24 protein-coding genes are annotated in these 24,759 nt (G+C 66.3%); 9 read left to right on the forward strand and 15 right to left on the reverse strand.

The genetic code is table 11. The annotated features are described in order from the left end of the window. Window positions 1–31: 31 nt before the first annotated feature. Genes folP through EDC62_RS01220 form a run of 3 tightly spaced genes read right to left on the reverse strand, consistent with a single transcriptional unit; the run spans window position 32 to window position 2,066 of the window. Window positions 32–928 carry a dihydropteroate synthase gene (folP, locus tag EDC62_RS01210; RefSeq protein WP_124219561.1) on the reverse strand — a complete coding sequence of 299 codons (897 nt, stop codon included), beginning with the start codon at window positions 926–928 and terminating at the stop codon, window positions 32–34. Beyond that, on the reverse strand, window positions 925–1,491 hold the full coding sequence (gmhB, locus tag EDC62_RS01215; RefSeq protein ID WP_245968705.1) for a D-glycero-beta-D-manno-heptose 1,7-bisphosphate 7-phosphatase: 567 nt from the start codon (window positions 1,489–1,491) through the stop codon (window positions 925–927). The genes folP and gmhB overlap by 4 nt, the downstream gene beginning before the upstream one ends. Then, complete coding sequence (locus EDC62_RS01220; protein ID WP_124219565.1) at window positions 1,488–2,066, reverse strand: SIS domain-containing protein; 579 nt, start codon at window positions 2,064–2,066, stop codon at window positions 1,488–1,490. Before EDC62_RS01220 ends, gmhB begins: the two co-directional genes overlap by 4 nt. A gap of 118 nt (window positions 2,067–2,184) precedes the next feature. Between EDC62_RS01220 and hldE the strand changes: the two genes are divergently transcribed. The 8 genes from hldE to waaC are packed head-to-tail and all read left to right on the forward strand — an operon-like array spanning window position 2,185 to window position 10,594. After that, a complete protein-coding gene (gene hldE / locus EDC62_RS01225; protein WP_211330886.1) occupies window positions 2,185–3,615 on the forward strand; it encodes a bifunctional D-glycero-beta-D-manno-heptose-7-phosphate kinase/D-glycero-beta-D-manno-heptose 1-phosphate adenylyltransferase HldE in 1,431 nt (476 codons plus the stop codon). Next, on the forward strand, window positions 3,612–4,556 hold the full coding sequence (rfaD, locus tag EDC62_RS01230) for an ADP-glyceromanno-heptose 6-epimerase (protein WP_124219567.1): 945 nt from the start codon (window positions 3,612–3,614) through the stop codon (window positions 4,554–4,556). The genes hldE and rfaD overlap by 4 nt, the downstream gene beginning before the upstream one ends. Next, on the forward strand, window positions 4,538–5,596 hold the full coding sequence (gene waaF / locus EDC62_RS01235) for a lipopolysaccharide heptosyltransferase II (protein WP_124219569.1): 1,059 nt from the start codon (window positions 4,538–4,540) through the stop codon (window positions 5,594–5,596). Before rfaD ends, waaF begins: the two co-directional genes overlap by 19 nt. Next, window positions 5,593–6,834: an O-antigen ligase family protein gene (locus EDC62_RS01240; RefSeq protein ID WP_124219572.1), complete on the forward strand. Its 1,242-nt coding sequence runs from the start codon at window positions 5,593–5,595 to the stop codon at window positions 6,832–6,834. Before waaF ends, EDC62_RS01240 begins: the two co-directional genes overlap by 4 nt. Next, on the forward strand, window positions 6,831–7,598 hold the full coding sequence (locus tag EDC62_RS01245; RefSeq protein WP_124219574.1) for a glycosyltransferase family 2 protein: 768 nt from the start codon (window positions 6,831–6,833) through the stop codon (window positions 7,596–7,598). Before EDC62_RS01240 ends, EDC62_RS01245 begins: the two co-directional genes overlap by 4 nt. Further along, complete coding sequence (locus tag EDC62_RS01250; RefSeq protein ID WP_211330887.1) at window positions 7,595–8,428, forward strand: glycosyltransferase family 2 protein; 834 nt, start codon at window positions 7,595–7,597, stop codon at window positions 8,426–8,428. Before EDC62_RS01245 ends, EDC62_RS01250 begins: the two co-directional genes overlap by 4 nt. Next, on the forward strand, window positions 8,425–9,594 hold the full coding sequence (locus tag EDC62_RS01255; RefSeq protein WP_124219577.1) for a glycosyltransferase family 9 protein: 1,170 nt from the start codon (window positions 8,425–8,427) through the stop codon (window positions 9,592–9,594). The genes EDC62_RS01250 and EDC62_RS01255 overlap by 4 nt, the downstream gene beginning before the upstream one ends. Before the next feature lie 7 nt (window positions 9,595–9,601). Then, on the forward strand, window positions 9,602–10,594 hold the full coding sequence (waaC, locus tag EDC62_RS01260; RefSeq protein WP_124219579.1) for a lipopolysaccharide heptosyltransferase I: 993 nt from the start codon (window positions 9,602–9,604) through the stop codon (window positions 10,592–10,594). A 76-nt stretch (window positions 10,595–10,670) separates the two neighbouring features. Here waaC and ftsH read toward each other — a convergent pair whose 3' ends face one another. Both ftsH and EDC62_RS01270 read right to left on the reverse strand, forming a co-directional pair. Continuing rightward, window positions 10,671–12,584: an ATP-dependent zinc metalloprotease FtsH gene (gene ftsH, locus EDC62_RS01265; RefSeq protein ID WP_124219582.1), complete on the reverse strand. Its 1,914-nt coding sequence runs from the start codon at window positions 12,582–12,584 to the stop codon at window positions 10,671–10,673. Between the two features lie 118 nt (window positions 12,585–12,702). Next, window positions 12,703–13,365: an RlmE family RNA methyltransferase gene (locus EDC62_RS01270; protein WP_124219584.1), complete on the reverse strand. Its 663-nt coding sequence runs from the start codon at window positions 13,363–13,365 to the stop codon at window positions 12,703–12,705. A gap of 20 nt (window positions 13,366–13,385) precedes the next feature. Here EDC62_RS01270 and EDC62_RS01275 point away from each other — a divergent pair, with 20 nt between their 5' ends. Continuing rightward, a complete protein-coding gene (locus EDC62_RS01275; RefSeq protein ID WP_124219586.1) occupies window positions 13,386–13,859 on the forward strand; it encodes a YhbY family RNA-binding protein in 474 nt (157 codons plus the stop codon). 56 nt (window positions 13,860–13,915) lie between these two features. Here EDC62_RS01275 and EDC62_RS01280 read toward each other — a convergent pair whose 3' ends face one another. The 10 genes from EDC62_RS01280 to lpxD form a co-directional block, all read right to left on the reverse strand. Then, on the reverse strand, window positions 13,916–14,365 hold the full coding sequence (locus EDC62_RS01280) for a DUF4149 domain-containing protein (protein ID WP_124219589.1): 450 nt from the start codon (window positions 14,363–14,365) through the stop codon (window positions 13,916–13,918). Window positions 14,366–14,372: 7 nt separating this feature from the next. Beyond that, window positions 14,373–14,849 (reverse strand): transcription elongation factor GreA, encoded by a 477-nt coding sequence (gene greA, locus EDC62_RS01285; RefSeq protein WP_124219591.1) that lies wholly within the window; start codon window positions 14,847–14,849, stop codon window positions 14,373–14,375. A gap of 146 nt (window positions 14,850–14,995) precedes the next feature. After that, window positions 14,996–18,265, reverse strand: a complete 3,270-nt coding sequence (gene carB / locus EDC62_RS01290; protein WP_124219593.1) for a carbamoyl-phosphate synthase large subunit — start codon at window positions 18,263–18,265, stop codon at window positions 14,996–14,998. Then, window positions 18,258–19,436: a glutamine-hydrolyzing carbamoyl-phosphate synthase small subunit gene (carA, locus tag EDC62_RS01295; protein ID WP_124219595.1), complete on the reverse strand. Its 1,179-nt coding sequence runs from the start codon at window positions 19,434–19,436 to the stop codon at window positions 18,258–18,260. The genes carB and carA overlap by 8 nt, the downstream gene beginning before the upstream one ends. A 237-nt stretch (window positions 19,437–19,673) precedes the next feature. Beyond that, a complete protein-coding gene (locus tag EDC62_RS01300) occupies window positions 19,674–20,474 on the reverse strand; it encodes a TrmH family RNA methyltransferase (protein WP_124219598.1) in 801 nt (266 codons plus the stop codon). Beyond that, entirely contained in the window at window positions 20,464–21,090 is a 627-nt protein-coding gene (gene rnhB / locus EDC62_RS01305) for a ribonuclease HII (RefSeq protein ID WP_124219600.1), read from the reverse strand. The genes EDC62_RS01300 and rnhB overlap by 11 nt, the downstream gene beginning before the upstream one ends. After that, complete coding sequence (gene lpxB, locus EDC62_RS01310; protein ID WP_124221054.1) at window positions 21,062–22,180, reverse strand: lipid-A-disaccharide synthase; 1,119 nt, start codon at window positions 22,178–22,180, stop codon at window positions 21,062–21,064. Before lpxB ends, rnhB begins: the two co-directional genes overlap by 29 nt. Window positions 22,181–22,275: 95 nt before the next feature. Further along, window positions 22,276–23,070, reverse strand: coding sequence for an acyl-ACP--UDP-N-acetylglucosamine O-acyltransferase (lpxA, locus tag EDC62_RS01315; RefSeq protein ID WP_124219602.1), 795 nt, complete (start codon window positions 23,068–23,070; stop codon window positions 22,276–22,278). Between the two features lie 11 nt (window positions 23,071–23,081). Continuing rightward, complete coding sequence (gene fabZ / locus EDC62_RS01320; protein ID WP_124219604.1) at window positions 23,082–23,522, reverse strand: 3-hydroxyacyl-ACP dehydratase FabZ; 441 nt, start codon at window positions 23,520–23,522, stop codon at window positions 23,082–23,084. 252 nt (window positions 23,523–23,774) lie between these two features. Beyond that, window positions 23,775–24,755 (reverse strand): UDP-3-O-(3-hydroxymyristoyl)glucosamine N-acyltransferase, encoded by a 981-nt coding sequence (gene lpxD, locus EDC62_RS01325; protein ID WP_124219607.1) that lies wholly within the window; start codon window positions 24,753–24,755, stop codon window positions 23,775–23,777. Between the last annotated feature and the right edge of the window lie 4 nt (window positions 24,756–24,759).

The following is a 24,759-nucleotide window of genomic DNA, read 5'->3' on the forward strand; positions in this document are numbered from 1 at the left end:
TTTGTTGCTATTGAATTCTAAGTACTCACCCTCAGGCCGGGGATGCTTGCCGGACCCGCTCCCAGACCTTGATCGCCTGGACGGTTTCCAACACATCGTGCACCCGCACCACCGCCGCGCCCCGCTCGACCGCGAGGAGCGCGGCTGCGACACTCGCGCCCAGGCGTTGCCCCGGCGGCGGCACCACCGCCCCGGGAGCGGCCACCACCGCACCGAGTGAAGACTTGCGCGACCAACCGACCAGCAAGGGGTAAGCCAGTTCGAGCAGTTCGCCCTGCCGTGCGAGCAGGCTGAAGTTTTGCTCGACGGTTTTGCCAAAGCCGATGCCTGGGTCGAGCACGATGCGCTCTGCCTCCACCCCCAACACCCGCAGCCGTGCCGCGGCCTGGGCCAGGAAACCCCGCACTGCCGGGACGACGTCGCCCTCCATCGGCGCCACCTGCATCGTTTGCGGGTCCCGGTGCATATGCATGAGGCACACCCCGCATGACGGATGACGCGCAACCGTCCCGGCGGCCTGGGGCTCCTGCAGCGCGCGCACATCATTGATGATGTCGACCCCGAGGTCGAGTGCCCGCTGCATCACCGCGGGCTTGTAGGTGTCGACCGAAATCGGCACGCCCAGGCGCACCGCCTCCTTGAGCACCGGTTCGAGACGTTCGAGTTCCTGCTCGAGCGGCACCGGCTCGGCACCGGGGCGCGTCGACTCGGCGCCGATGTCGAGCATGTCGGCCCCTTCGCTCAGCAGCTGCTCGCAGTGCCGCAGCGCAGCCGTGGCATCGCAGTGACTGCCGCCGTCCGAGAACGAATCCGGCGTCACGTTGACGATGCCCATGACCTTCGGACGCGAAAGATCGATGGCAAATCGGGCGGTCTGCCAAAATCGGCCTCCGGGGTAGCCTTCAGGGCGGCTCCATGCTGTGTTCATGCAGGCACCTCCTCTGGCCGGAGCAGTGCGTCAACCGCCGCAGCCAGATCGGCATACACCCGTGTACCTGCCGGCAGCCCCCCTTTGGCGAGGGTGCGCTCCCCCTTGCCGGTCCGCACCAGCCACGGCTCGGCGCCGACGGCGACGGCCGCTTCGAGGTCCCTCAGGCTGTCGCCGATCGCAACCGCGCCCTCGAGCGGGATTTGGAGTTGCTCCGCGATGCGATGCAGCAGCCCCGGACGAGGCTTACGGCAGTCGCAGCCGGCGTCCGGCCCGTGTGGGCACCAGACGATGAGGTCGACCGCAGCGCCGCGCTCGGCCAGCAGATCGGCGAATTTCTGGTGCATCGCGTCGAGCGCCGCCCGGTCGAACAGTCCCCGCGCCAAGCCGGACTGATTCGTGGCGACCGCCACCCGCCAGCCCGCGGCCTTGAGTCGCGCGATGGCATCCAGGCTGCCGGGCAGGGGCTGCCACTCCTCGGCCGATTTGATGTAAGCGTCGGAATCGGCGTTGATCACCCCGTCGCGGTCGAGGATCACCAGCCGAGAGCGAGTCGCACTCACGACGTCCACCCCTCGCTCACCGCAGCCTCGTCGACCATCTGGCACCAGATATGACCGATGAGGATGTGGCATTCCTGCACCCGGGCGGTCTCGCGGCTCGGGACGATCAGGGCTTGATCCACCCGAGCCGCGAGGGCACCACCGTCACCGCCCAGCAAACCGACCACCTTCATTCCCAGCGTCTGCGCCTGCGTGACGGCCGCAATCACATTGGCGCTGTTGCCCGACGTCGAAATCGCCACCAAGACATCGCCCGAGCGCCCCAGGGCCTGAACCTGCCGGGCGAACACCTGCTCGTAGCCGAAATCATTGGCAATGGCGGTCAGCGCCGAGGTATCGGTCGTGAGCGCAATCGCCGCAAGCCCGGGGCGCGCACGCACAAAGCGGCCCACCAGTTCCGCGGCAATGTGCTGCGCATCCGCCGCGCTCCCGCCATTCCCGCACAACAACACCTTGCCGCCCTGGCGCAGCGTCGCGACGAGCGCAGAACCGGTTGCCGCAATCGTGGGAATCAGCCCTTTGAGGGCATGGACGGTCGCCTCATGGCTTGCGATCTGGGCATCTATGGCATTCATCGGGGAATCTCAAAAAGGAGGTAAAGCAACTCGGCCCGCGCTCAGGGCCATGCGGACCGGCTCGCACGCGACACGGGAACCATAGAATCGCACGAGTTTAATTGCCTGCGAGTTTGCCTTGTCCACACCTCGGACCCTCGATTTCTCCGCCGCGCGCGTGCTGGTGGTCGGCGATGTCATGCTCGACCGCTATTGGCACGGCGCCACGTCGCGCATCTCGCCCGAAGCGCCGGTCCCGGTCGTTCATGTTCAGAACGACGAGTCGCGCATCGGCGGCGCGGGTAACGTCGCCGCGAACATCGCGGCCCTCGGTGCTCACGCGACCCTGGTTGGACTCGTGGGTGACGACGAGGACGGCCGCACGCTGCGCCAGCAGCTCGTGGCTCGCGGCGTCGACTCCCGGCTCGTCACCCTGCCCGACGCGCGCACCATCACCAAGCTGCGGGTCGTCAGCCGCCACCAACAACTGATCCGCCTCGACTTCGAGGCGCCGTTCGCGGCGCAAACCCGGCCAAGGGTCGAACAACAGGTGCGGCTGCATCTGCCGGGGCATCGCGCGCTGGTCCTTTCGGACTACGCCAAGGGCACGCTCGCGGCCGCGCCCCAGCTGATCGACATGGCTCGCGCTGCTGGCATCCCGATCGTGGTCGACCCCAAAGGCACCGATTTCTCTCGCTACCGCGGGGCGACGGTGCTCACCCCCAACATGCAGGAGTTCGAAGCGGTTGCGGGTCGCGTCGACAGCGAAGAGGCCCTGATCGAACGCGGCCAGAACCTGCGCGAGACGCTCGACCTTCAAGCCTTGTTGATCACCCGCAGCGAGCGGGGCATGCTGCTCATCGAGCGCGACCGCCCCGCCCTCCCGCTGGCCGCACGCGCCCGAGAGGTGTTCGACGTCACGGGCGCCGGCGACACCGTGGTCGCCGTGCTGGCGGCTGGCCTCGGCGTCGGCCTCCGGCTGGCGGACGCGACGGCGCTGGCCAACCTTGCGGCCGGCATCGTGGTGGGCAAACTCGGCACCGCCAGCGTCACGCTCGACGAACTTCACCGCGCGCTGCACGAACACGCCGAGGTTCCGACCGGCATCGTCGATGAAGAGGCGCTCGTGGGATACATCCGAGCCTGCCGCGCCGCCGGGGAGCGCATCGTCATGACCAACGGCTGCTTCGACCTGCTCCACCCCGGGCATGTGCACTACCTGCAACAGGCCCGCGCACTCGGAGATCGCCTCATCGTGGCCGTCAATGACGACGCTTCCGTCGCCCGTCTCAAGGGCCCGAGCCGCCCGGTCAACGACTTGCAAAGCCGCATGACTCTGCTGGCCGCCTTGGCTTCGGTCGACTGGGTCGTCCCCTTTTCCGAAGACACGCCCGAGCGGCTGATCTGCAAGCTGCTGCCCGACGTTCTCGTCAAAGGCGGTGACTACCGCCCGGACCAGATCGCCGGGGCCGACTGCGTCCAGCGCGCCGGCGGCGAGGTCCGGATCCTCGACTTCGTCGACGGCCACTCGAGCACCCGGGTCATCGACCGCATCAAGGAGCGCACATGATCATCGTCACCGGCGGTGCCGGCTTCATCGGCAGCAACATCGTCCATGCGCTCAACGCGCGCGGCATCACCGATATTCTGGTCGTCGACGACCTGACCGACGGCCACAAATGCCTCAATCTCGTGGGCGCAGACTTCCGGGACTACCTGGACAAGGACAGCTTCCTCGAGCGCATCGCCAACGGTCGCGACTTCGGCGCCGTGCGCGCCGTCTTCCATGAAGGGGCCTGCTCGACCACGACGGAATGGAACGGCCGCTTCGTGATGCAGGTCAATTACGACTACTCGAAGGCGCTGCTGCACTGGTGCTTGCATCGCGGCGTACCCTTTCTCTATGCCTCGTCGGCCTCGGTGTATGGCATGGGCCCGGGTTTCTCGGAGCGGCGCGAGCACGAGCACCCGCTCAACATGTACGCCTTCTCCAAGTGGCAGTTCGACCAGTATGTGCGCGCCCTGCCCGAGCCGCCGGCGTCGCAAGTGGTCGGGCTGCGCTACTTCAATGTCTATGGCCCGCGGGAACAACACAAAGGCCCGATGGCCAGCGTGGCCTACCACTTCCACCACCAGTTGCTGCGCGATGGAAAGGTGCGGCTCTTCGGTGCCAGTGACGGCTACGGCCCCGGCGAACAGCGTCGGGACTTCATCCACGTCGACGACCTGGTCCGCGCCAAGCTTTGGATCTTCGACCATCCCGAAGTTCGCGGCATTTTCAACCTCGGCACCGGCCATGCGCAGAGCTTCAATGAAGTCGCCCGCGCAGTCATCGGCTTTCACGGGCGCGGGGAAATCGAGTACATCCCGTTTCCCGATCACCTCAAAGGGGCCTACCAAAGCTACACGCAAGCCGACATGAGCCGGCTGCGCTCGGCCGGATACGACGCAGCCTTCATGCGGGTCGAAGAAGGCGTTCCGCGGTACCTGCAATGGCTTCAGCGTCCCTGAGCGAAAGCAAGGAGGGCGCGGATGCGGTCCTGGTCGTCGGCCCGTCGTGGGTCGGGGACATGGTCATGGCCAGCGCGCTGTTCCAAACCCTACGTGCGCAACGGCCCAACGTCGCCATCGACGTGCTCGCGCCCGCCTGGTCACTGCCACTGCTCGAGCGTATGCCCGAGGTTCGCCACGGGATCGAGATGCCTGTCGGCCATGGACGGCTGGCCCTGGGCACCCGTTGGCGCCTGGCCCGCAGCCTGCGCGGCCGCTATGGGCAGGCGATCGTCCTGCCCGGCTCGCTGAAGTCGGCGCTGATCCCGGCCTGGGCCGGAATTGCTCGGCGCACCGGCTACCGCGGTGAGCACCGCTGGGGGCTGATCAACGATATGCGCCGCCTCGATCCGGCCGCGATGCCCCTGATGGTTCAGCGCTATGCGGCACTCGGCCTCGAAACAGGCGCGTCCCAAGGCACAGCGCCCGCCCCCAGGCCCCGCCTGGGAGTCGATCCGGCCAACCAGCAGCGGCTGTTGACCCGGCTGAAGCTGTCCCCCAACCGACCGGTCGTCGCCTTGTTGCCGGGCGCCGAATTCGGGCCATCCAAGCAATGGCCGGCCGAGCACTATGCCGCGCTTGCTCGAGCCCTGCGCGCTGCCGATGTCGAGGTTTGGGTTCTGGGCTCGGCGAAAGACGCTGCCGTCGGCACCGAAATCACCAATCAGGCTCCAGGCACCGTCAATTTGTGCGGCCAAACGACACTGGTCGATGCCGTCGACCTGATCGCGCTTGCCCAAGCCTGCGTCAGCAACGACTCGGGGCTGATGCACGTGGCCGCGGCGCTCGACGCCCCGCTCTGGGCCTTGTTTGGATCCACATCGCCCGAACACACGCCGCCGCTTTCCGATCAGGCCCGGGTGATCCGCCTGGGGCTCACCTGCTCGCCCTGCTTCAAGCGCGTCTGTCCGCTCGGCCATAACCGCTGCCTCGCGGACCTCGCGCCGCAGCCGATCGCGTCAGCCATCCTTGAGCGGCTCGCGGGCCGCCTGCCCGCATGAACACCCGCGCCGACGACGGGCTATTTCGCTGGCGTCATGCGTGCGAGCGCGCCGCGCTGATGTGCGCCGTGGCCTGCGCCATTGCGATCGCACTGCCCACGTTCTGGCTCAGTCTGGCCAGCGCTGCCTTCGTGCTGTGCTGGCTGGGCGCTGCCCCTTGGCCGCAAACCCGGGCCCTCCTCGCGCACAACCGCTGGGCCCAAGCGGCCTTGGCGCTGAGCCTGTGGCTGCTGCTGAGCGCCTGCTGGTCACCCCTGCCCTGGGAGCAGGCGTTGCGCGCGGTCTGGCCGTACCGCAAACTGCTGCTCCTGATCGCGCTGATGGCCATTTTGCGTGACCCCCTATGGGGCTGGCGTATGCTTTACGGCTTCCTCGGCGGCTTCGCGCTGCTGCTCGGCCTGTCTTACGCACAGGCGCTGGGCTTCGCCCCCCCCAATCGATGGCACACGCCTTCGGGCTACACCTCGCACATCGCTTACTCGACGATGCTGGCCTTCGTGACCTGGGCCACGGTTTGGCTCGCCACCGCCGAGCCCCGACGCCGAAGGCTCTGGCTCGGGTACGCCGCTGCCGCAGCGACCAATCTGTTTTTCATCAACACGGGCCGTACCGGCCAGGCGGTGTTCCTGCTGCTCCTGCTGCTGCACGCAGCGCACGCTTTCTACCAGCGCTGGCGCTGGCGTGGAATCGGCTTGACGGCGCTGCTGGGCGCGAGTCTCGCCGCGCTGCTGTTCGTGAGTTCACCCACGTTTCGGGCGCGCACGGTCGAAGGGCTGGGTGACATCGAGCGGGCACAAGCCGGGGAGATCAACACCTCGCTCGCCTATCGGCTGGATTTTTGGCGCAACACGGTCGAACTCGCGCAGACCCACCCGTGGCTCGGCGGCGGCATCGGCAGCTATGCCCCGGAATATGCGGCCCTGGCCGCTCGTCACGGCTGGATCGGCGCACGGGTTTCGCACAACCCGCACAGCGAATACTTGTTGATCTGGCACCAGTCGGGGGCCATCGGCCTGGCGCTGTTGCTGCTTCTGGGCTGGGCCCATGCACGGGAAAATCGCCGACTCTCGCCACCGGTGTCGCAGATCGCCCAGGGCTTCCTGATCCTCGTCGGCGTGGCCGCACTGTTCAATTCGATCCTCTACGACCATCAAGATGGTCATTTTTACGTGATCATCGCTGCAGCACTCTGGAGCGCCGGGCGTTCGAGCCCCGCCAGCCGCCACCCAGTCCCATGAGCCTCTCCGTCATCCTGATCACCCACAATGAAGCCCACCGGCTCGCGCCGGTCTTGGAGGCGGTGTCCTGGGCCGACGAGATCATCGTCGTCGATTCCGGCAGCACCGACGGCACCCCGGAGCTCGCGCGGCGTTATACGGACCGGGTGCTGGTGACCAGCGACTGGCCCGGGTTTGGGCCGCAGAAAAATCGGGCGCTCGAACGAGCGACGGGAGACTGGGTACTGTCGATCGATGCCGACGAGCTCGTGACCGACGCCCTCGCCCGCGAAATCCAAGCCGCGATGGCCGCCCCGCAGGCGGACGTCTACGCCCTGCCGCGCCTGTCCTACTTTCTCGGGCGCCCGATGCGTCACGGCGGATGGTGGCCGGACGAAGTTCCCCGGCTGTTCCGCCGCGGCAAGGCGCACTTTTCTGACGATCTCGTGCACGAACGGCTGGTGTTCGACGGACCTCCAGCACGGCTGAAGACGCCGCTGTTGCACGACACCATGCCGAATCTCGACGACGCACTGGACAAAATGAACCGGTATGCGATCGCTGGCGCCGAGCGGATGCGCCGCGCCGGACGGCGGGCCACGCCGCTCGGCGCGGTGCTGCACGGTCTTTGGACCTTTGTGCGCTGTTACGTGCTCAAAGCCGGCTTCCTGGACGGCGCGGAGGGCTTCATCCTCGCCGTGACCAATGCCGAAGGCACGTACTATCGCTACATGCGCCTTTGGCTGCACACACGGCCCAAGCCCCAAGCTCCGACGCCGCGATGAACCCGCCAAACATCAGCGTCATCGTCACGACCCACAACTGGCCCGAGGCGCTCACCGAGGTCCTGCGCGGCCTCGCGGCGCAGCACACGCGGCCGCTCGAGGTGCTGATTGCCGACGACGGCTCCACCCCTGAGACGGCCAGGCGGATTGCCTCCTTGGCTGCCACGTTGCCGTTTCCTTTGCAACATGTCTGGCAAGAACACCGGGGCTTCCGCGCCGGCCGTGCGCGCAATCGCGCCGCGGCACTGGCCCGGGGTGACTATCTCGTCTTTCTCGACGGCGACTGTGTGCCTCTGCCCCCATTCATCGGCGGCCACGCGCAACTGGCTGAACCGGGGCGCTTCGTCGCGGGACAGCGCATCTTGCTGTCCCCCGAAGCCACGCGTCGGTGGCTGCACCACGGCGCACGCCTGAGCGAAGCCGGGCCGCTTCAGTGGCTGGCCGCCCGTTGGAGGGGCGACGTGAACCGACTCGCACCCTTGTTTCCCCTGCTGCCAGCAGCCCTGCCACGGCCGCGCTCCAAGCGCTGGCAAGGGGTGCAAACCTGCAATCTCGGGCTCTGGCGCTCGGACTTCGAAGCGGTCAACGGCTTCGACGCTGCCTTCGTCGGTTGGGGCCACGAGGACGCCGACCTGGCCGTGCGACTGATTCGGCGCGGCCTGACCCGCAAAAGCGGGCGTTTCGCCACCCCGGTCCTGCACCTCTGGCACCCGCCCGCCGCCCGCGATCGCGCGCGCGACAACCGGTCCTTGCTCGACGCGACCCTGCGCGGGGAGCGGCCCGTCGTGGCGGTGCAGGGGCTACGCGAGGACGCCGCCGAAGCCCCATGATGGTCGTGCCGAGTCCTATCCCCCAGACCGACAACCAACGCCCGCAGCCGCGCCGAAACGCCCTTGAAGCGGTCGACGCCCCCCGGCGGGTCTTGGTCATCACGCTGCAGCGGCTCGGGGACGTGCTGCTGACCACCCCGCTGTTGCACAGTCTGCGCCGGGCTTGGCCGCAGGCCACGATCGACGCCCTGGTGTTCGAGGGCACCGGTGCGGCGCTCGAGGGCAATACCGATGTCGCACAGGTGATCGAATGGCCCAAGGCGGCGTCGCTGGCGATGCAGTGGAAGCGGCTGCAGCCGCTACGGCGGCGCTACGACTGGGCGCTGGTGACGCAGCCCGGCGACAAACCGCACCTGATCGCGGCTTGGGCGGCCTCACGGCGCGTCGGCGTCGTTCCGCCCGACCGCTGGCAGGACGCCTGGAAGCGGGCCAGTTGCACGCGCTGGCTGGCGCCGGACGAGCGCACGGAGCATGTGGTCGTTCAGAATCTCGCGCTGGCGCAGCTGTTGGGCGTAGAGCCTTGCGTTCAGGTGGTGCCGCCTTTGCCCTCCGCGGGCGCGACGCGGGGCGATGCGTCCCGCTGGGCCGCCTCGGGCCGCAGCCTCGCCGTGCTGCATCCGCAGCCGATGTTTCGCTACAAGGCATGGCCAACGGCCCATTGGACGCAGTTGGCTCGGGCCTTGTCCGCGCGTGGACTGCAGGTGCTGCTCAGTGGCGGGCCGGCACCCGCGGAGCATGAAACCTGCACAGCGATTGCCGAACAATGCCCCGGCGTGGTCAATCTCGCCGGCAAGCTGCGACTCGCGGACTGGACCGTGGTTTTGCGCTCGGCGGTGCTCTTTGTCGGCCCAGACACCGTCACCACGCACCTCGCCGCCGCCGCCGGAACCCCGACGGTGGCGCTCTTCGGCCCGAGCAGCCCCGTCCGCTGGGGGCCCTGGCCGCTGGGTGCAAACGACACACTGCCCGCAGGCAGCCCCTGGCGCATGAAGGCCCCCCTGCAGCACCAGAACCACGTGCTGCTGCTCCAAGGCTTGGGCGACTGCGTGCCCTGCTTGCAGGAAGGCTGCGAGCGGCACACGCAAAGCCCCAGCCGCTGCCTGGAGGAGCTCGAGCTTGCCCGTGTGCTCGCAGCGGTCGACTCGCTGCTCGAAAACCGCGCCTGATTCGACGATGACGACCTTGGACCGGCCGCTGCGCCTCTTGATCGTAAAGACCTCGTCGCTGGGCGACGTGGTTCATATGCTGCCTGCATTGACCGACGCGGCACGGCGTTACCCCGGCCTCCAAGCGGACTGGGTCGTCGAGGAAAGCTTCGCCGCCGTTCCCGCCTGGCACCCCAAGGTAGCGCGGGTCCACCGGGTTGCGATCCGCCGCTGGCGACGCGCATGGTCGAGCGCGGAGACGCGGCAGGAATGGCGCGTGTTTCGCTCGGGCTTGCGGGCCACTGCATACGACGCAGTGGTCGACGCGCAGGGACTTCTCAAGTCCGCCCTCATCACCCGGCAGGCCCGCGGGCCGAGATGGGGCTACGACTGGGCGAGCGCGCGCGAGCCGCTCGCCGCCTTCGCTTGGTCGCACCGGGTCCAGGTCGCGAAAGATCTCCACGCCATCGAACGCAATCGTCTCTTGCTGGCCGCTGCGCTCGGCTACACGCTCGACGGCCTGGGGCTCGAATATGGTCTGCAGGCCACGCGGTTCGAACCACCGCCCGAGCTGGAACTCAGCGCCGGCTACGTTCTGGGGCTGCATGGAACCAGTCGCCCGGAGAAGGAATGGCCGGTCGATGCGTGGATCGAAATCGCCCGGCGACTGGCGCAGACCGGGCGCTCTCTGCTGCTGCCCTGGGGTAATGAGCGGGAGCACCAGCGCGCGCAACGCGTGGCGCAGGAGGCCAGCGGCGTGCGCGTATTGCCACGGCTGGGGCTGGACCCGCTGGCGGCGATCATCGCGCGTGCCGATGCCGTGATCGGGATGGATACGGGCCTCATGCACATCGCAGCGGCGCTCGGTCGCGGCGGCGTTGCACTCTTTCCCGTCACCGTCCCGGCGCTGACGGGGCTGCGTCCGCCTGAGGGGGCTCCGCCCATCGTTCACCTCTCGGGCACGCAGGCGCTGGACGTGGACCTCGCCTGGTCGGCCCTGGAGCAATCCCTGGACCGCTGACGGCGGTTGGCCAAAAAGAAAGAGCCGCGCAAGGGCGGCTCTCTCGAAAGGTCGCGCAGGTCGAGGGCGCTGTGGCTCAAGCCCCCGAGGCCGCCGGCTCGGCAGTCACGGCTGGCCCGCTGCCGGGCCCGCCGGCGGCGGGCGGGGTGCGCGGCGTCCAGTCCTTGGGCGGACGGGGCTCACGGCCGGCCATGATGTCATCGATCTGCTCGGCGTCGATGGTTTCCCATTCGAGCAAAGCCTTCGCCATGGCGTGCATCTTGTCCGCGTTCTCCTCGATCAGCCGGCGCGCCAGCGCGTATTGCTCATCGATGATTTTTCGGACCTCGATGTCCACCTTCTGCATGGTGGACTCGCTCATGTTGGTGGTCTTGGTCACCGAGCGGCCCAGGAACACCTCGCCCTCGTTCTCGGCATAGACCATCGGCCCCAGCGCGTCCGTCATGCCGTAGCGCATCACCATGTCACGCGCGATCTGGGTCGCGCGTTCGAAGTCATTGCTGGCGCCGGTGGTCATTTGGTGCATGAACACCTCTTCCGCGATACGACCGCCAAAGAGCATGCTGATTTGATTGAGCATGTACTCCTTGTCGTAGCTGTAGCGGTCCTGCGCCGGCAGGCTCATGGTCACGCCCAGCGCGCGGCCCCGGGGAATGATGGTGACCTTGTGCACCGGGTCGCACTTGGGCAGAAGCTTGCCGATCAACGCATGGCCAGCCTCGTGATAGGCGGTGTTGCGGCGTTCCTCCTCGGGCATGACCATGCTCTTGCGCTCGGGGCCCATCAGGATCTTGTCCTTGGCCTTCTCGAAGTCCTGCATCTCGACGACACGGGCGTTGCGCCGCGCGGCCATCAAAGCGGCCTCGTTGCAGAGGTTGGCCAAATCGGCTCCGCTCATGCCGGGCGTACCGCGCGCGATGATCGCCGGATTGACGTCCTGACCGATCGGGATTTTGCGCATATGGACGCTGAGGATTTGCTCGCGGCCGCGGATGTCGGGCAAGGTCACGTAAACCTGCCGGTCAAAGCGCCCCGGGCGCAGCAGCGCCGCGTCGAGAATGTCCGGCCGGTTGGTGGCCGCGATGACGATCACGCCGAGGTTGGTTTCGAACCCGTCCATCTCGACGAGCATTTGGTTGAGTGTCTGCTCACGCTCGTCGTTTCCGCCACCGAGGCCCGCGCCACGCTGACGACCCACCGCATCGATTTCATCGATGAAGATGATGCAGGGCGCATTCTTCTTGGCGTTCTCGAACATGTCGCGCACGCGGGCAGCGCCCACGCCGACGAACATTTCGACGAAATCCGAGCCCGAAATGCTGAAGAACGGCACCTTGGCCTCGCCTGCGATGGCCTTGGCGAGCAGCGTCTTGCCGGTCCCCGGAGGGCCGACGAGCAGCAGCCCGCGCGGAATGCGGCCACCGAGTTTTTGGAACTTCTGCGGGTCTTTCAGGAAGTCGACGACCTCCTTGACCTCTTCCTTGGCCTCGTCGCACCCCGCCACGTCGCTGAAAGTGACGGTGTTGTTGTTCTCGTCGAGCATGCGCGCTTTGCTCTTGCCGAAGCTGAAGGCGCCGCCCTTGCCCCCGCCCTGCATCTGGCGCATGAAGTACACCCAGACGCCGATCAGCAACAGCATCGGGCCCCAGCTGACCAGCAAGGTCATGAGGAGCGAGCCTTCCTCGCGGGGCTTGACGTCGAATTTGACGCCGTTGTTGATCAGGTCACCGATCAGTCCACGGTCCAGGTAGGTCGCGGTGGTTCGGACGCGTCGATCGTCGGTCGTCGTGGCAACGATTTCCGTGCCGCTGCTGCCTTCCTGGATCGTCGCCGACTTGATTCGGTTGGAGCGCACCTCCTCGAGGAAGTCCGAGTACCCCATGTAGCCGGCCGAGGCCGTGCTTCGCCCGTCGAACTGTTTGAACACGGTGAACAGCACCATGCCAATGACCAGCCAGACGGCCAATTTGGAAAACCATTGATTGTTCAAGCGCAACTCCAGTAAAAACGACAACGCAGCACGCTACGTTGCGGTCATTTTAGGTCTTTCAAGTTGCCCAACGGCCCAAGGCCGTTGCGCTTTCCATATCCCGCACGCGGGATTGGCCTCAGTCGCGCAGCCCCATCCCGATCAAGAAGGTCTCTGCCGAGCGGTCCCGGGAAGCTTTGGGCTTGTGCACCTTGACCGTTCGAAAGGTCTGGCGGAACAAATGCACGAGCGCGTCGTATGCGCCGCCATGAAACACCTTGGCCACGAGGCTCCCCTCGGGCTTGAGGTGCTCGCGCGCAAAGTCGACCGCGAGCTCGATCAGGTCACTCACCCGCGCCGCATCCGCCGAGGCGATTCCAGACAGGTTCGGCGCCATGTCCGAGACCACCAGGTCCGCCTTCGCCATGCCCACGACGGCCTCGAGGCGCGCCAGCACCTCGGCCTCGCGAAAATCGCCCTGAATGAAATGCACGCCTTCGATGGGCTCCATCGGCAGCAAATCGAGCGCAATGATCGTCCCATTGAGGCTGCTGGTGCCTTGAGGGTCGGGTCGAGTGCCCATGCGGCGGCGCAGGTATTGGCTCCAGGCGCCCGGCGCGCTGCCCAGGTCGACCACGAACGCGCCGGGACGTACCAAACCGAAGGTCTGATCGATTTCCTCGAGCTTGAAGGCGGCGCGCGCGCGATAACCTTCCTTCTGAGCCCGCTTGACCCAAGGGTCGTTGACATGGTCGTTGAGCCAAGCCTTGTTGACTTTGCCGCTCTTGGTCTTGACTTTCATTTGCCGCGGATAATAGAACGATGCCCAAAATTACATTGACTCCGGCCGAGCGCAAGGTCTTTCGCGCCGAAGCCCACCACCTCGACCCCGTCGTCATGATCGGTGCCGACGGCTTGACAGAATCCGTCCTCAAAGAAGCCGATGCCGCGCTCAAGGCGCACGGACTGATCAAAATCCGCGTGTTCAGTGACGACCGCGTGGCGCGTGAGGCGCTCTTTCAGTCGCTGGCCGAGCAGCTCGACGCTGCGCCCATCCAGCACATCGGCAAGCTCTTCGTCTTGTGGCGGCCCATTCCTGAAAAAGAGCGCCCGATCGACGAAGACCGCAAGCCAGGACCGCGGGAATACAAAGTCATCCAAAACAGCAAGCGCGGCGGCCAGCGGCCCGAAGTGAAAATCGTGCGCGTGCTCGGCAACGAACGCCTCACGCCCGGCGGCAAGGTCAAACGTGCGAAGCCCCGGAAGCAATCGGTCAAAAAGCGTCAGCCCGACTGAGAGGCTGAGCACCGAAGCACGCCCGACCTCGGGTTGCGCTCTGTTGCGGCGCCGCTTCAGGCGTTTGGCGACTGCCAGCCCGGCCGCCCGAGGGCGACGAGCGTGCCCAAAGCGCACAGCCATTGTCCCAGGTAGAGGAGCGAGCCCAGCCCGTGCCACAGCGGCAGGTTGTCGCGCGCCAGGATGTGGGGCGCCACGACCCATTCAGAGATGGCTGCAAAGCTGAGGCCGATCACTACTAAAAAAAGAGCAACCCAAGTCGATTTTATGCGGGCATCGCGCTCAAAAGACCAAAAAACGCCGAGCAGAGCCAGCCCACACGCCGCTGCGACCGCGTTCTGAGCGGAAAACAGCTGCCCCGCCATGTTCCCGGCCAGGGCAGGCGTCGGGAGATGGCGGAACAGGCCCGGGACAACCCAGAAAGCGGTCGCACTGAGGCTGCCCCACCACAGTGCCGCGGCGAGCAAGCCCACGAGCCGGATAGCGGATGTCCGTCGGGCGCTCATCGCACCCTCACCGATAGTGGACCGCGACGATTTCGTAGCGCCGCACCCCGCCCGGCGCCTGAACCTCGGCCACGTCGCCCTCTTCCTTGCCGATCAGCGCCCGAGCGATGGGGCTTGAGATGTTGATCAGATTCAGTTTGAGGTCGGCCTCGTCCTCACCGACGATCTGGTAGACGACCGTTTCGCCGCTGTCTTCATCCTCGAGCTCGACGGTCGCGCCAAACACGACGCGCCCACCAGCGTCGACCGCGGCCGGATCGATCACCTGGGCGGCCGACAGCTTAGATTCGATCTCCTGGATCCGGCCCTCGATGAAGCCTTGACGGTCCTTGGCTGCTTCGTACTCGGCGTTTTCGCTGAGGTCGCCCTGCGCCCGCGCTTCGGCGATGGCGGCAATGACGGCTGGCCGGTCGACGGTCTTGAGACGGTGCAGCTCTTGTTTGAGCAGTTCGGCACCACGCTTGGTGATGGGTATCGTTGCCATAAAAGTCGGATGAATCGGTCGGAAGTCTTTACTTGTCGGGGTGTAGCCCGAGGAGCGCTGCGCTTCTCGAGATCCCAAAAAGCAACCGCCGGGCGTGAACGTCCGGCGGTTGACTGCGGGGAATTATGCCGTGAACCTGCAGCGGATCAACGGCCCAGGGCGGCGAGCATGTCCTGAACGGAAATCACCGTCAAGCTGTCGAGGTGCTTCATCCCTTCGACGGCAGCCTCCGCACCGGCGATGGTCGTGAAGGTCGTCACGCGCGCAGCCAATGCCGACGTGCGGATGGCGCGGGAGTCAGCGATGGCATTGCGCCGTTCCTCGACGGTGTGTATCACCAGCACGATCTCGTCGTTCTTGATCATGTCGACGATGTGCGGCCGCCCCTCGGTCACTTTGTTCACGACCGCGACCGGAACACCAGCCGCGGCAATCGCTGCGGCGGTGCCCCGAGTCGCCACCAGCTCGAAGCCCATTTCATGCAGGGCACGAGCGACCTCCACCGCGCGCGGCTTGTCGCCGTTCTTGACCGTCAGAAACACCTTACCGGCGGGTGTGCCATCGGGCTTGAATGGTCGCGGCAGCCGCGTACCGGCGCCGAGTTGGCTCTTCACGAAGGCCTCGCCGAAGGTCCGGCCCACGCCCATGACCTCCCCGGTGGACTTCATTTCCGGCCCAAGGATGGTGTCGACGCCCGGGAACTTCACGAACGGGAACACCGCCTCTTTGACGCTGAAGTATGGCGGCGTGACCTCCGCACCAATGCCCTGCGCATCCAGCGTCTGGCCGGCCATGCAGCGTGCCGCCACCTTGGCCAGCTGCACGCCGGTGGCCTTGGACACGAAGGGCACGGTGCGCGAGGCGCGGGGGTTGACCTCGAGCACATAGATCACGTCCTGGCCGTCCGCTTCCTGGATGGCGAACTGCACATTCATCAAGCCCACCACGTTCAAGCCCGCGGCCATGGCCGCGGTCTGGCGCTTGAGCTCGTCGACCGTCGCCTTCGAGAGATAGTACGGCGGCAGTGAACACGCCGAGTCGCCCGAGTGCACGCCGGCCTGCTCGATGTGCTCCATCACCCCACCGATGAACACGCGGCCCGAGGCGTCGCGCACCGCGTCCACGTCGCACTCGATGGCGTCATTGAGGAAGCGGTCGAGCAGCACCGGCGAGTCGTTGCTGACTTTGACTGCCTCGCGCATGTAGCGCTCCAGATCCCGCTGCTCGTGCACGATCTCCATCGCGCGACCGCCCAGCACATAGCTCGGCCGCACCACCAGCGGATAGCCCAGCGCGGCCGCCTTCTCCAGCGCCTCGGCCTCGGTGCGCGCCGTCGCGTTGGGTGGCTGGCGCAAGCCCAGGTCGTGGAGCAGCTTCTGGAAGCGCTCGCGGTCCTCGGCGGCGTCGATCATGTCGGGCGTGGTGCCGATGATGGGCACCCCCTCGGCTTCGAGGCCCAAGGCGAGCTTGAGCGGCGTCTGGCCGCCGTATTGCACGATCACGCCGGTAGGCTTTTCCTTGTCGACGATCTCGAGCACATCCTCGAGCGTCAGCGGCTCGAAATACAGGCGGTCCGAGGTGTCGTAGTCGGTGGAGACCGTCTCGGGGTTGCAGTTGACCATGATGGTCTCGTACCCGTCCTCGCGCATCGCCAAGGCCGCATGGACGCAGCAGTAGTCGAACTCGATGCCCTGGCCGATGCGGTTGGGGCCGCCGCCGAGCACCATGATCTTCTTTTTGTTCGTCGGCTCGGCCTCGCACTCGTCTTCATAGGTCGAGTACATGTAGGCGGTGTGGGTCGCGAACTCGGCCGCGCAGGTGTCCACGCGCTTGTAGACCGGCCGCACGCCCAGGCGTCGGCGGGTGTCGCGCACCGCTTTCTCGGTGGTTTTGAGCAGCTTGGCGAGCCGCCGGTCGGAGAACCCCTTTTGCTTGAGCGCGCGCAGCGTGGGCGCATCGAGCGCGGCCAAGGCCTGCTCGCCGCGTTCGGCGGCCAGCGCGTCGAGGTCGAGTTCGATCTTCACGATCTGCTCGATCTGCGCGAGGAACCAGGGGTCGATCTTGGTGAGCTGGTGCACCTCCTCGAGCGACCAGCCCGCCGCAAAGGCGTCGCCGACATACCAGATGCGCTCGGGGCCGGGCTCGCCGAGCTCGCGCTCGAGGATCTCGCGGTCCTGCGTCTTCTCGTTCATGCCATCGACGCCGACTTCCAGCCCGCGCAGCGCCTTCTGGAACGACTCCTGAAAGGTCCGGCCCATGGCCATGACTTCGCCCACCGACTTCATTTGCGTCGTGAGCCGGCTGTCGGCAGCCGGGAACTTCTCGAACGCGAAACGCGGAATCTTCGTCACCACGTAGTCGATCGTCGGCTCGAAACTCGCCGGCGTCGCGCCGCCGGTGATCTCGTTGCGCAGTTCGTCGAGTGTGTAGCCCACGGCCAGTTTGGCCGCCACCTTGGCGATCGGAAACCCGGTTGCCTTGGACGCCAAGGCTGAGGAGCGCGAGACGCGCGGGTTCATCTCGATCACGATCATGCGGCCGTCCTTGGGGTTGACGGCGAACTGCACATTCGAGCCCCCGGTATCAACGCCGATCTCGCGCAGAACCGCCAAGGAGGCGTCGCGCATGATCTGATACTCCTTGTCGGTCAGCGTCTGCGCGGGGGCGACGGTGATCGAGTCGCCCGTGTGCACGCCCATGGGGTCGAGGTTTTCGATCGAGCAGACGATGATGCAGTTGTCGGCGCGATCGCGCACGACCTCCATCTCGAACTCTTTCCAACCAACGAGCGACTCCTCGATCAGCAGCTCGCGGGTCGGCGAGGCTTCGAGGCCGCGCTTGCAGATGGCCTCGAACTCCTCCGGGTTGTAGGCAATCCCGCCGCCGGTGCCGCCCAGCGTGAAGCTCGGGCGGATCACGGTCGGGAAGCCCACCGCTTTCTGCACCGCCCAGGCTTCTTCCATGCTGTGCGCGATCCCAGAGCGCGCCGAGCCCAGGCCGATGGCGGTCATCGCAGCCTTGAACTTCTGCCGGTCTTCGGCCTTATCAATGGCTTCGGGCTTGGCGCCGATGAGTTCGACGCCGAACTGATCCAGCACGCCGTTGCGCCAGAGGTCGAGCGCGCAGTTGAGCGCCGTTTGTCCGCCCATCGTCGGCAGGATGGCGTCGGGCCGCTCGCGCTCGATGATGCGCGCCACCGTCTGCCAGGTGATGGGCTCGATGTAGGTGACGTCGGCCGTGGCCGGGTCGGTCATGATCGTCGCCGGGTTGCTGTTGATCAGGATGACCTTGTAGCCCTCTTCGCGCAGCGCCTTGCAGGCCTGCACGCCGGAATAGTCGAACTCGCAGGCCTGCCCGATCACGATGGGGCCGGCGCCGATGATGAGGATGCTCTGGATGTCGGTGCGCTTAGGCATGCGCGTTCTCCTGGGCTTGCATGAGCGCGGTGAAACGGTCGAACAGATAGGCCACGTCATGCGGGCCCGGCGAGGCCTCGGGGTGACCCTGGAAGCAAAACGCCGGCCGGTCGTTCCAGGCCAGGCCTTGCAAGGTGCCGTCGAACAGGCTCACATGCGTGGTCCGCAGGTTCGCGGGCAGCGAATCGGCATCGACCGCAAAGCCGTGGTTCTGACTGGTGATGGACACCCGCCCGGTGTCGAGATCCTTCACCGGGTGGTTCGCACCGTGGTGGCCGAACTTCATCTTGAAGGTGCGCGCACCCGCTGCGAGCGCCATGATCTGATGCCCCAGGCAGATGCCGAAGGTGGGCAGGCCCCCATCGAGAAAGTGGCGTGCCGCCTCGATGGCATAAGTGCAGGGCTCGGGATCCCCGGGGCCGTTGGAGAAAAACACCCCATCGGGCCGCATCGCCTGAACCTCGGCAGCAGGCGTCTGTGCGGGCACCACCGTCACGGCGCAACCGCGCTGAGCGAGCATACGCAGTATGTTCTTCTTGATGCCAAAGTCGTAGGCCACCACGTGGAAACGGGGCTCGGCGAGTTCACCATAGCCCTTGCCCAAAGCCCACTCGGTCTGCGTCCAGCGATAAGCCTTCGTCGTGCTGACCACGCGCGCCAGATCCTGCCCCGCCATGCTCGGGGCGCGGCGTGCGGTGGCGACGGCTTCGTCGATCTGTGACGGCGTGAAGGATTGCCCGGCCTCGAGGGCGACGATGACGCCGTTCTGTGCGCCATGGGTGCGCAGCAGCCGGGTGAGCTTGCGCGTGTCGATCCCGGCGATCGCCACCGTGCCTTCGTCGCGCAGATACTGCCCCAGGCTGCGCTGCGCGCGGAAGTTGCTGGCGAGCAGCGGCAAGTCCTTGATGATCAGTCCTGCGGCCTGGACCTGGTCCGACTCGACGTCTTCATCGTTGACGCCGGTGTTGCCGATGTGGGGATAGGTGAGCGTGACGATCTGCTGGCAATAGCTCGGATCGGTGAGGATTTCCTGGTAGCCGGTGAGCGCCGTATTGAAGACGACCTCACCAACGGTAACGCCGGGAGCACCAATCGAGTGACCAACAAAGACCGTGCCGTCTGCAAGCGCGAGGAGCGCGGGCGGGAAATTTCCCTGTAGAGACAAAAGCACTGGGTTCTCCGGATGGTTGCGGGTACGCCCAAATGCGCGTCGCAAACAGAGTTGCGCCTGGCTGCTTTTGTGGGAGGGAGCTTCAGAGGGATTTGGGCGTACGGGCGGGGGCCAAAAAGCCTCTCATTATAGCCGCGGCCCTGGGGGTCGATCGGACCGGGCAGCAGACGCGCGTGCGTGGGGAGCGCATGACAGCGACCCGTTCAGGAAGCGCTGAAGAAAGATGCAGCGTTTCCTTCAGCGCGGCCCGACGGCGATGGCGTGCAGGCAGATCGCGGCAGCTGCCGCCACGTTCAGCGACTCCTCGCCCCCTGGCTGGGCGATGCGCACACGACGATCGGCGCGCGCCAAAACCGCCGCGCTGACCCCCTGTCCTTCATGCCCCAGAACCAGCGCGCAGGGGGTCGGCGGCGTCCGCTCGTGCAACAGAACCCCCTCATGCACATGGGTGACCACGCGCGGAATCTCGAAGCCATCGAGCACGTCCACGTCGAGGTCTTCGATCAGCCGCAAACCGAAGTGGGCCCCCATGCCGGCCCGCACAACCTTGGGCGACCACAGCGCCGCAGTACCCCGCAAAGCCAGAACCTGATGGAAACCGAAGGCCGCGGCGCTGCGCAAGATCGAACCGACGTTGCCGGCATCCTGCACGCGGTCGAGCACCACTGTCGCCGCCCCGGCGTTGAACGGTGCCTGGGCGGGCAAGTCGAGCACGAAACCCATCGGTGCCGGTGACGAGAGGCTGCTGATTCCCGCCATCATTGCCGCCGGAATTACTATATTTTCAAGAGCAAGAAAGTCGGATTTATCGCGGGCATCAGCCCAAAATGATTCAGAAAACACGGCCAGCGCCGGCCGCAAGCCTCGAGCCAGCGCAGCCCGGCATAGATGGTCGCCTTCGATCCAAACCTGCCCCTGTTTTCGGTACTCGGTGTTGACCTGCGCGAGCCGCTTCAAAGCCTTGTAGCGCGGATTGTCCCGCGAGGCGATGAACTGCACGCGCGGCCCTGGCCGGCCCGAGGAAGACTCAGCGTTCATCGCCCCTCCACTGCGCCACAGGCGCGAAGCTGCGCCGGTGCCATTCACACGGCCCATGCGTCCGCAGCGCGGCGAGATGAGCCGCCGTGCCGTAACCTTTGTGGGCGGCAAAGCCGTATTGCGGATGCAGCCGGTCGATCTCCAGGCACCATCGGTCGCGATGCACCTTCGCGAGGATCGAGGCGGCCGAAATCTCGGCGACGCTCGCATCCCCCCCCACCACGGCCTCTGCCAAGACGTCGAGCACCGGCAAACGGTTGCCGTCCACGAGTACCCGAGCCGGGCGCAACCGCAGGGCCGCCACCGCCCGCTGCATCGCCAGCAGCGTGGCCTGCAGGATGTTGAGCCGATCGATCTCCTCGACGCTGGCCTCCCCCAGCGCCCAGCAAAGCGCATCGGCCCGAATCCGCTCGGCCAAGGCCTCGCGACGCTTGGGTGCGAGCTTCTTCGAGTCGGCCAGGCCGTCGATCGGGCGCTCGGGGTCGAGGATCACCGCAGCGGCCACCACCGGGCCGGCCAGCGGGCCGCGGCCGGCCTCGTCCACCCCCGCGATCAGCCCCAAGGTGCCCCAATCCAGGCTGGCCTGCCTAGCGCCCAAGAAGCTCTTCGATCGCATGGGCAGCTTGCTCCGGCGTGTCGCGGCGAAGTTCATGGTGGAGTTCGGTGAAGCGCTGCTCGAGGGCGGCCACGCGCGAGGGAGCCTCGAACCACTCGAGCACCGCCGCCGCCAAGCGCGCGGGTTGAGCCTGGCGCTGCAAAAACTCCGGAACCACAAACGACCCGCAGAGGATGTTGGGCAAACCCACCCACGGCTGCAGCATCTTGCGGCGGGTGATCTGCCAGGACAGTTCGTTCATGTGGTAGGCGATGACCATCGGGCGCTTGTAGAGCGCCGCTTCCAAGGTCGCCGTCCCACTGGCGATCAAGGCCACGTCACACGCCTCCAGCGCGTCGTGCGAGTGCCCTTCGAGTATCTCCAGGTGTAAGCCCGGAGCGTATCGGCGCGCCAACTCGCCCACCCGCGCCCGCCACGCCGGCACGGACGGCACGACGAAGCGCATGGCCGGCCGCGCCTGCGCCAGCAATGCCGCTGTTCGAAAGAACCTCGGCGCCAGGTGTTCGACTTCCGCGCCCCGGCTGCCGGGCAAGACCGCAACCACGGGCCCGTCGACTGGAAGTTGTAAGCGTCGGCGCGCAGCCACGCGGTCGGGTTCGAGCGGAATCACCTGAGCCAATGGATGCCCCACATAGCGGGCACGGATGCCGTGCCGCTCCAGCAGCGGGATTTCAAAGGGGAAGACGCACAGCACCAGGTCTGCGCTCTGCGCGAGCGTGTGGATGCGCTCCGCGCGCCAGGCCCAGACCGAAGGACACACGAAATGCACCGTCGTCACCCCGCCCGCCTTGAGCGCGCGCTCGAGCGGCAGGTTGAAATCCGGCGCGTCAACCCCGACGAAGACATCCGGTGGCTCGGACAGCAGCCGGCGCTGGAGCTGCGCGCGGATCGAAACGATGGCCCGGTAATGGCGAAGCACCTCGGCATAGCCGCGCACCGCGAGCCGGTCGGCGCTCCACCAGGCCTCAAAGCCGCGTCGATCCATCTGCGGCCCACCAATCCCGACGGCTTTGAGCCCCGGCCAGTGCCGCTGCAAGCCATCGAGCAACAAGCCAGCCAGCAGATCTCCCGAGGGCTCACCCGCCACCATCGCGACCGACAAACCCGGGTCGGTCGCTGGCCGCTTCGGCGTCCGGTGCCCCTGTGCCGCTACGCGATCCGCGTCCACGCCAAGAAGCCCCTGTGTCAACGGACGATGCCCCGCTCGGCCGGCGTTGCACTCAGAAACGATGTCATCAACGAGACATCGGCCGCCGCCTCCGGATAGCGCTGCGTCAAGGCGCCGATCTCCGCGATGGCCTCTTGAAGCGTCAAACCATCGCGGTAGAGCGCCTTGTGCATGGCCTTGACCGCGGCGATACGCTCAGGCGTAAACCCCCGCCGACGCAGCCCTTCGAAATTCATCGACCGCGCACGAGCCGGTTGCCCCTGAGCCATGACGAAGGGTGGCAGGTCTGCAAACAACAGCGAACACATCGCGGTCATGCTGTGGGCACCGAGCCGCACGAACTGGTGAACGACCGTGAAGCCGCCCAAGATCACCCAGTCACCAACCTCAACATGACCTGCCAGTTGCGAGTTGTTGGCAAAAATCGTGTGGTTGCCCACCCGGCAATCGTGCGCCAAATGCACGTAAGCCATGATCCAGTTGTCATCGCCCACGCGCGTGACACCTCCGCCGCCGGGCGTGCCGATGTTGAAGGTGCAAAACTCGCGCACCGTGTTGCCGTCGCCGATGATCAACTCGCAGGGTTCGCCGGCATACTTCTTGTCTTGCGGCACCGCCCCGAGCGAGCAGAACTGAAAAATGCGATTGTTTCGGCCGATCGTGGTGTGGCCCTCGATCACGCAGTGCGGCCCGACGCTCGTGCCGGCAGCGATCCGCACGTTGGGACCAATGAGCGTGTAGGCACCGATTTCGACATCTGCGTCGAGTTCGGCCGCCGGGTCGACCCGTGCCGTTTCGTGGATGCGTGCCATGCGCCCTCGCGTCAGCCGATGCGGCGCATCGTGCACATCAGGTCACCCTCGCAGGCGAGTTCACCCGCGACCGTCGCCCGCGCCTTGAACTTGTAAATCCCGGCCCGCACCCGATCGAGTTCGACCTCGAGCATCAACTGGTCGCCCGGCTCGACCGGCCGCTTGAATCGTGCATTGTCGATGCCGGCGAAGTAATAAACCGTCTGGGCGTCGGGGCTCGCATCCTGCATGTCGAAGGTCAGCAAAGCCGCTGCCTGCGCCAAAGCTTCGAGCATCAACACCCCGGGCATCACCGGACGGTGGGGAAAATGGCCCATGAAAAAAGGTTCGTTGATCGTGACGTTTTTCAGCGCCGTGATGCGCTGCCCCTTCTCGAGCGCGACCACACGATCGACGAGCAAGAACGGATAGCGGTGCGGCAGTTGGCTGAGAATGCGGTGGATGTCCATCATCGTTCGGTGGGCGGCGAAACCGCCGGTCTAAAGAAGGTTGAACCCAGATTGTCCATGAGGCGGCCCTACGGGCCTACGCACGCCCTGGCGGTCGCTTTGCGGCGTCTTTGCCCCCGTGCTCGTCGCCAATAGCCTCGGCTATTGGCTCCTCCCCCGTGCGCGAATCCACGCGCAAACCGCCGCGCCATCTTCGTGCGTCCTCATGAACAATCTGGGTTGAAAAACCGAGGGGCCCGGGGCCGGCACGCGGGCTCAAGAGGCGGTCAGGCCGCGCTCGAGCGCCTTGATCCGTTCGCGCAAGCCGTGCAGCTGCTTGAGCGTAGCGGCATTCCGCTCCCAAGAGGCATTTTCGTCGATCGGGAAGATGCCCGAATACTGCCCCGGTTTGAGAATCGAGCGCATCACGACCGAGGCCGCCGAAATGTGGACCCCATCGGCTAGCGTCAAATGCCCCAGCACGACCGCGCCACCGCCGATGGTGCAGTGCGCGCCGATCTTCGCGCTACCCGCAACACCGGCGCAGCCGGCCAACGCCGAGTGCGCGCCGATGTGCACGTTGTGGCCGATCTGCACCAGATTGTCGAGTTTGACCCCATCCTCGATCACCGTGTCCGACAACGCGCCCCGGTCGACGCAACTGTTGGCTCCGATTTCGACGTCGTCCCCGATCTGCACCGCCCCAAGCTGCTCGATCTTGATCCAATGCCGGTCTTCGTCGAGCGCAAAGCCAAAGCCATCGGCCCCGATCACCACGCCGGCATGCAGCAGACAGCGGCGCCCAAGTACGCAATCTTCGCCCACCGTCACATGCGCGCGCAGCACCGTCCCCGCACCGATTCGAGCCCCGCGTTCGACCACGCAGAACGGGCCGATGGAGACATCGTCCCCGATTTCCGCGTCGGGGTCGACAATCGCCGTGGGGTGGATCCCCCGTAGCGCCGGCCCTCGGTGCTCGGCCTTCCAGAGTTGTGTCAGCCGCGCGAAGTAGACATAAGGCCGCTCGGTCACGATGCATGCGCCTCGAGCGCGTGCGGCGACCGCCTGCTCCGGCCCAACGATCACACAGCCCGCGTGCGTGTGGGCAAGTTGGGCCGCGTATTTGGGATGCGCCAGAAAGCTGATTTCATCGGCTCGCGCGCGCTCGAGTGGTGCAATCGCACGCACTTGCAGCGCGGCGTCGCCGTGCAGCGCGCCGCCCAAGCGCTCGACGATGAATCCAAGTGACAGCGCCACCGGG

Origin of the sequence: Tibeticola sediminis (genome assembly GCF_003843835.1) — a bacterium.
GTDB lineage: Bacteria > Pseudomonadota > Gammaproteobacteria > Burkholderiales > Burkholderiaceae_C > Tibeticola > Tibeticola sediminis.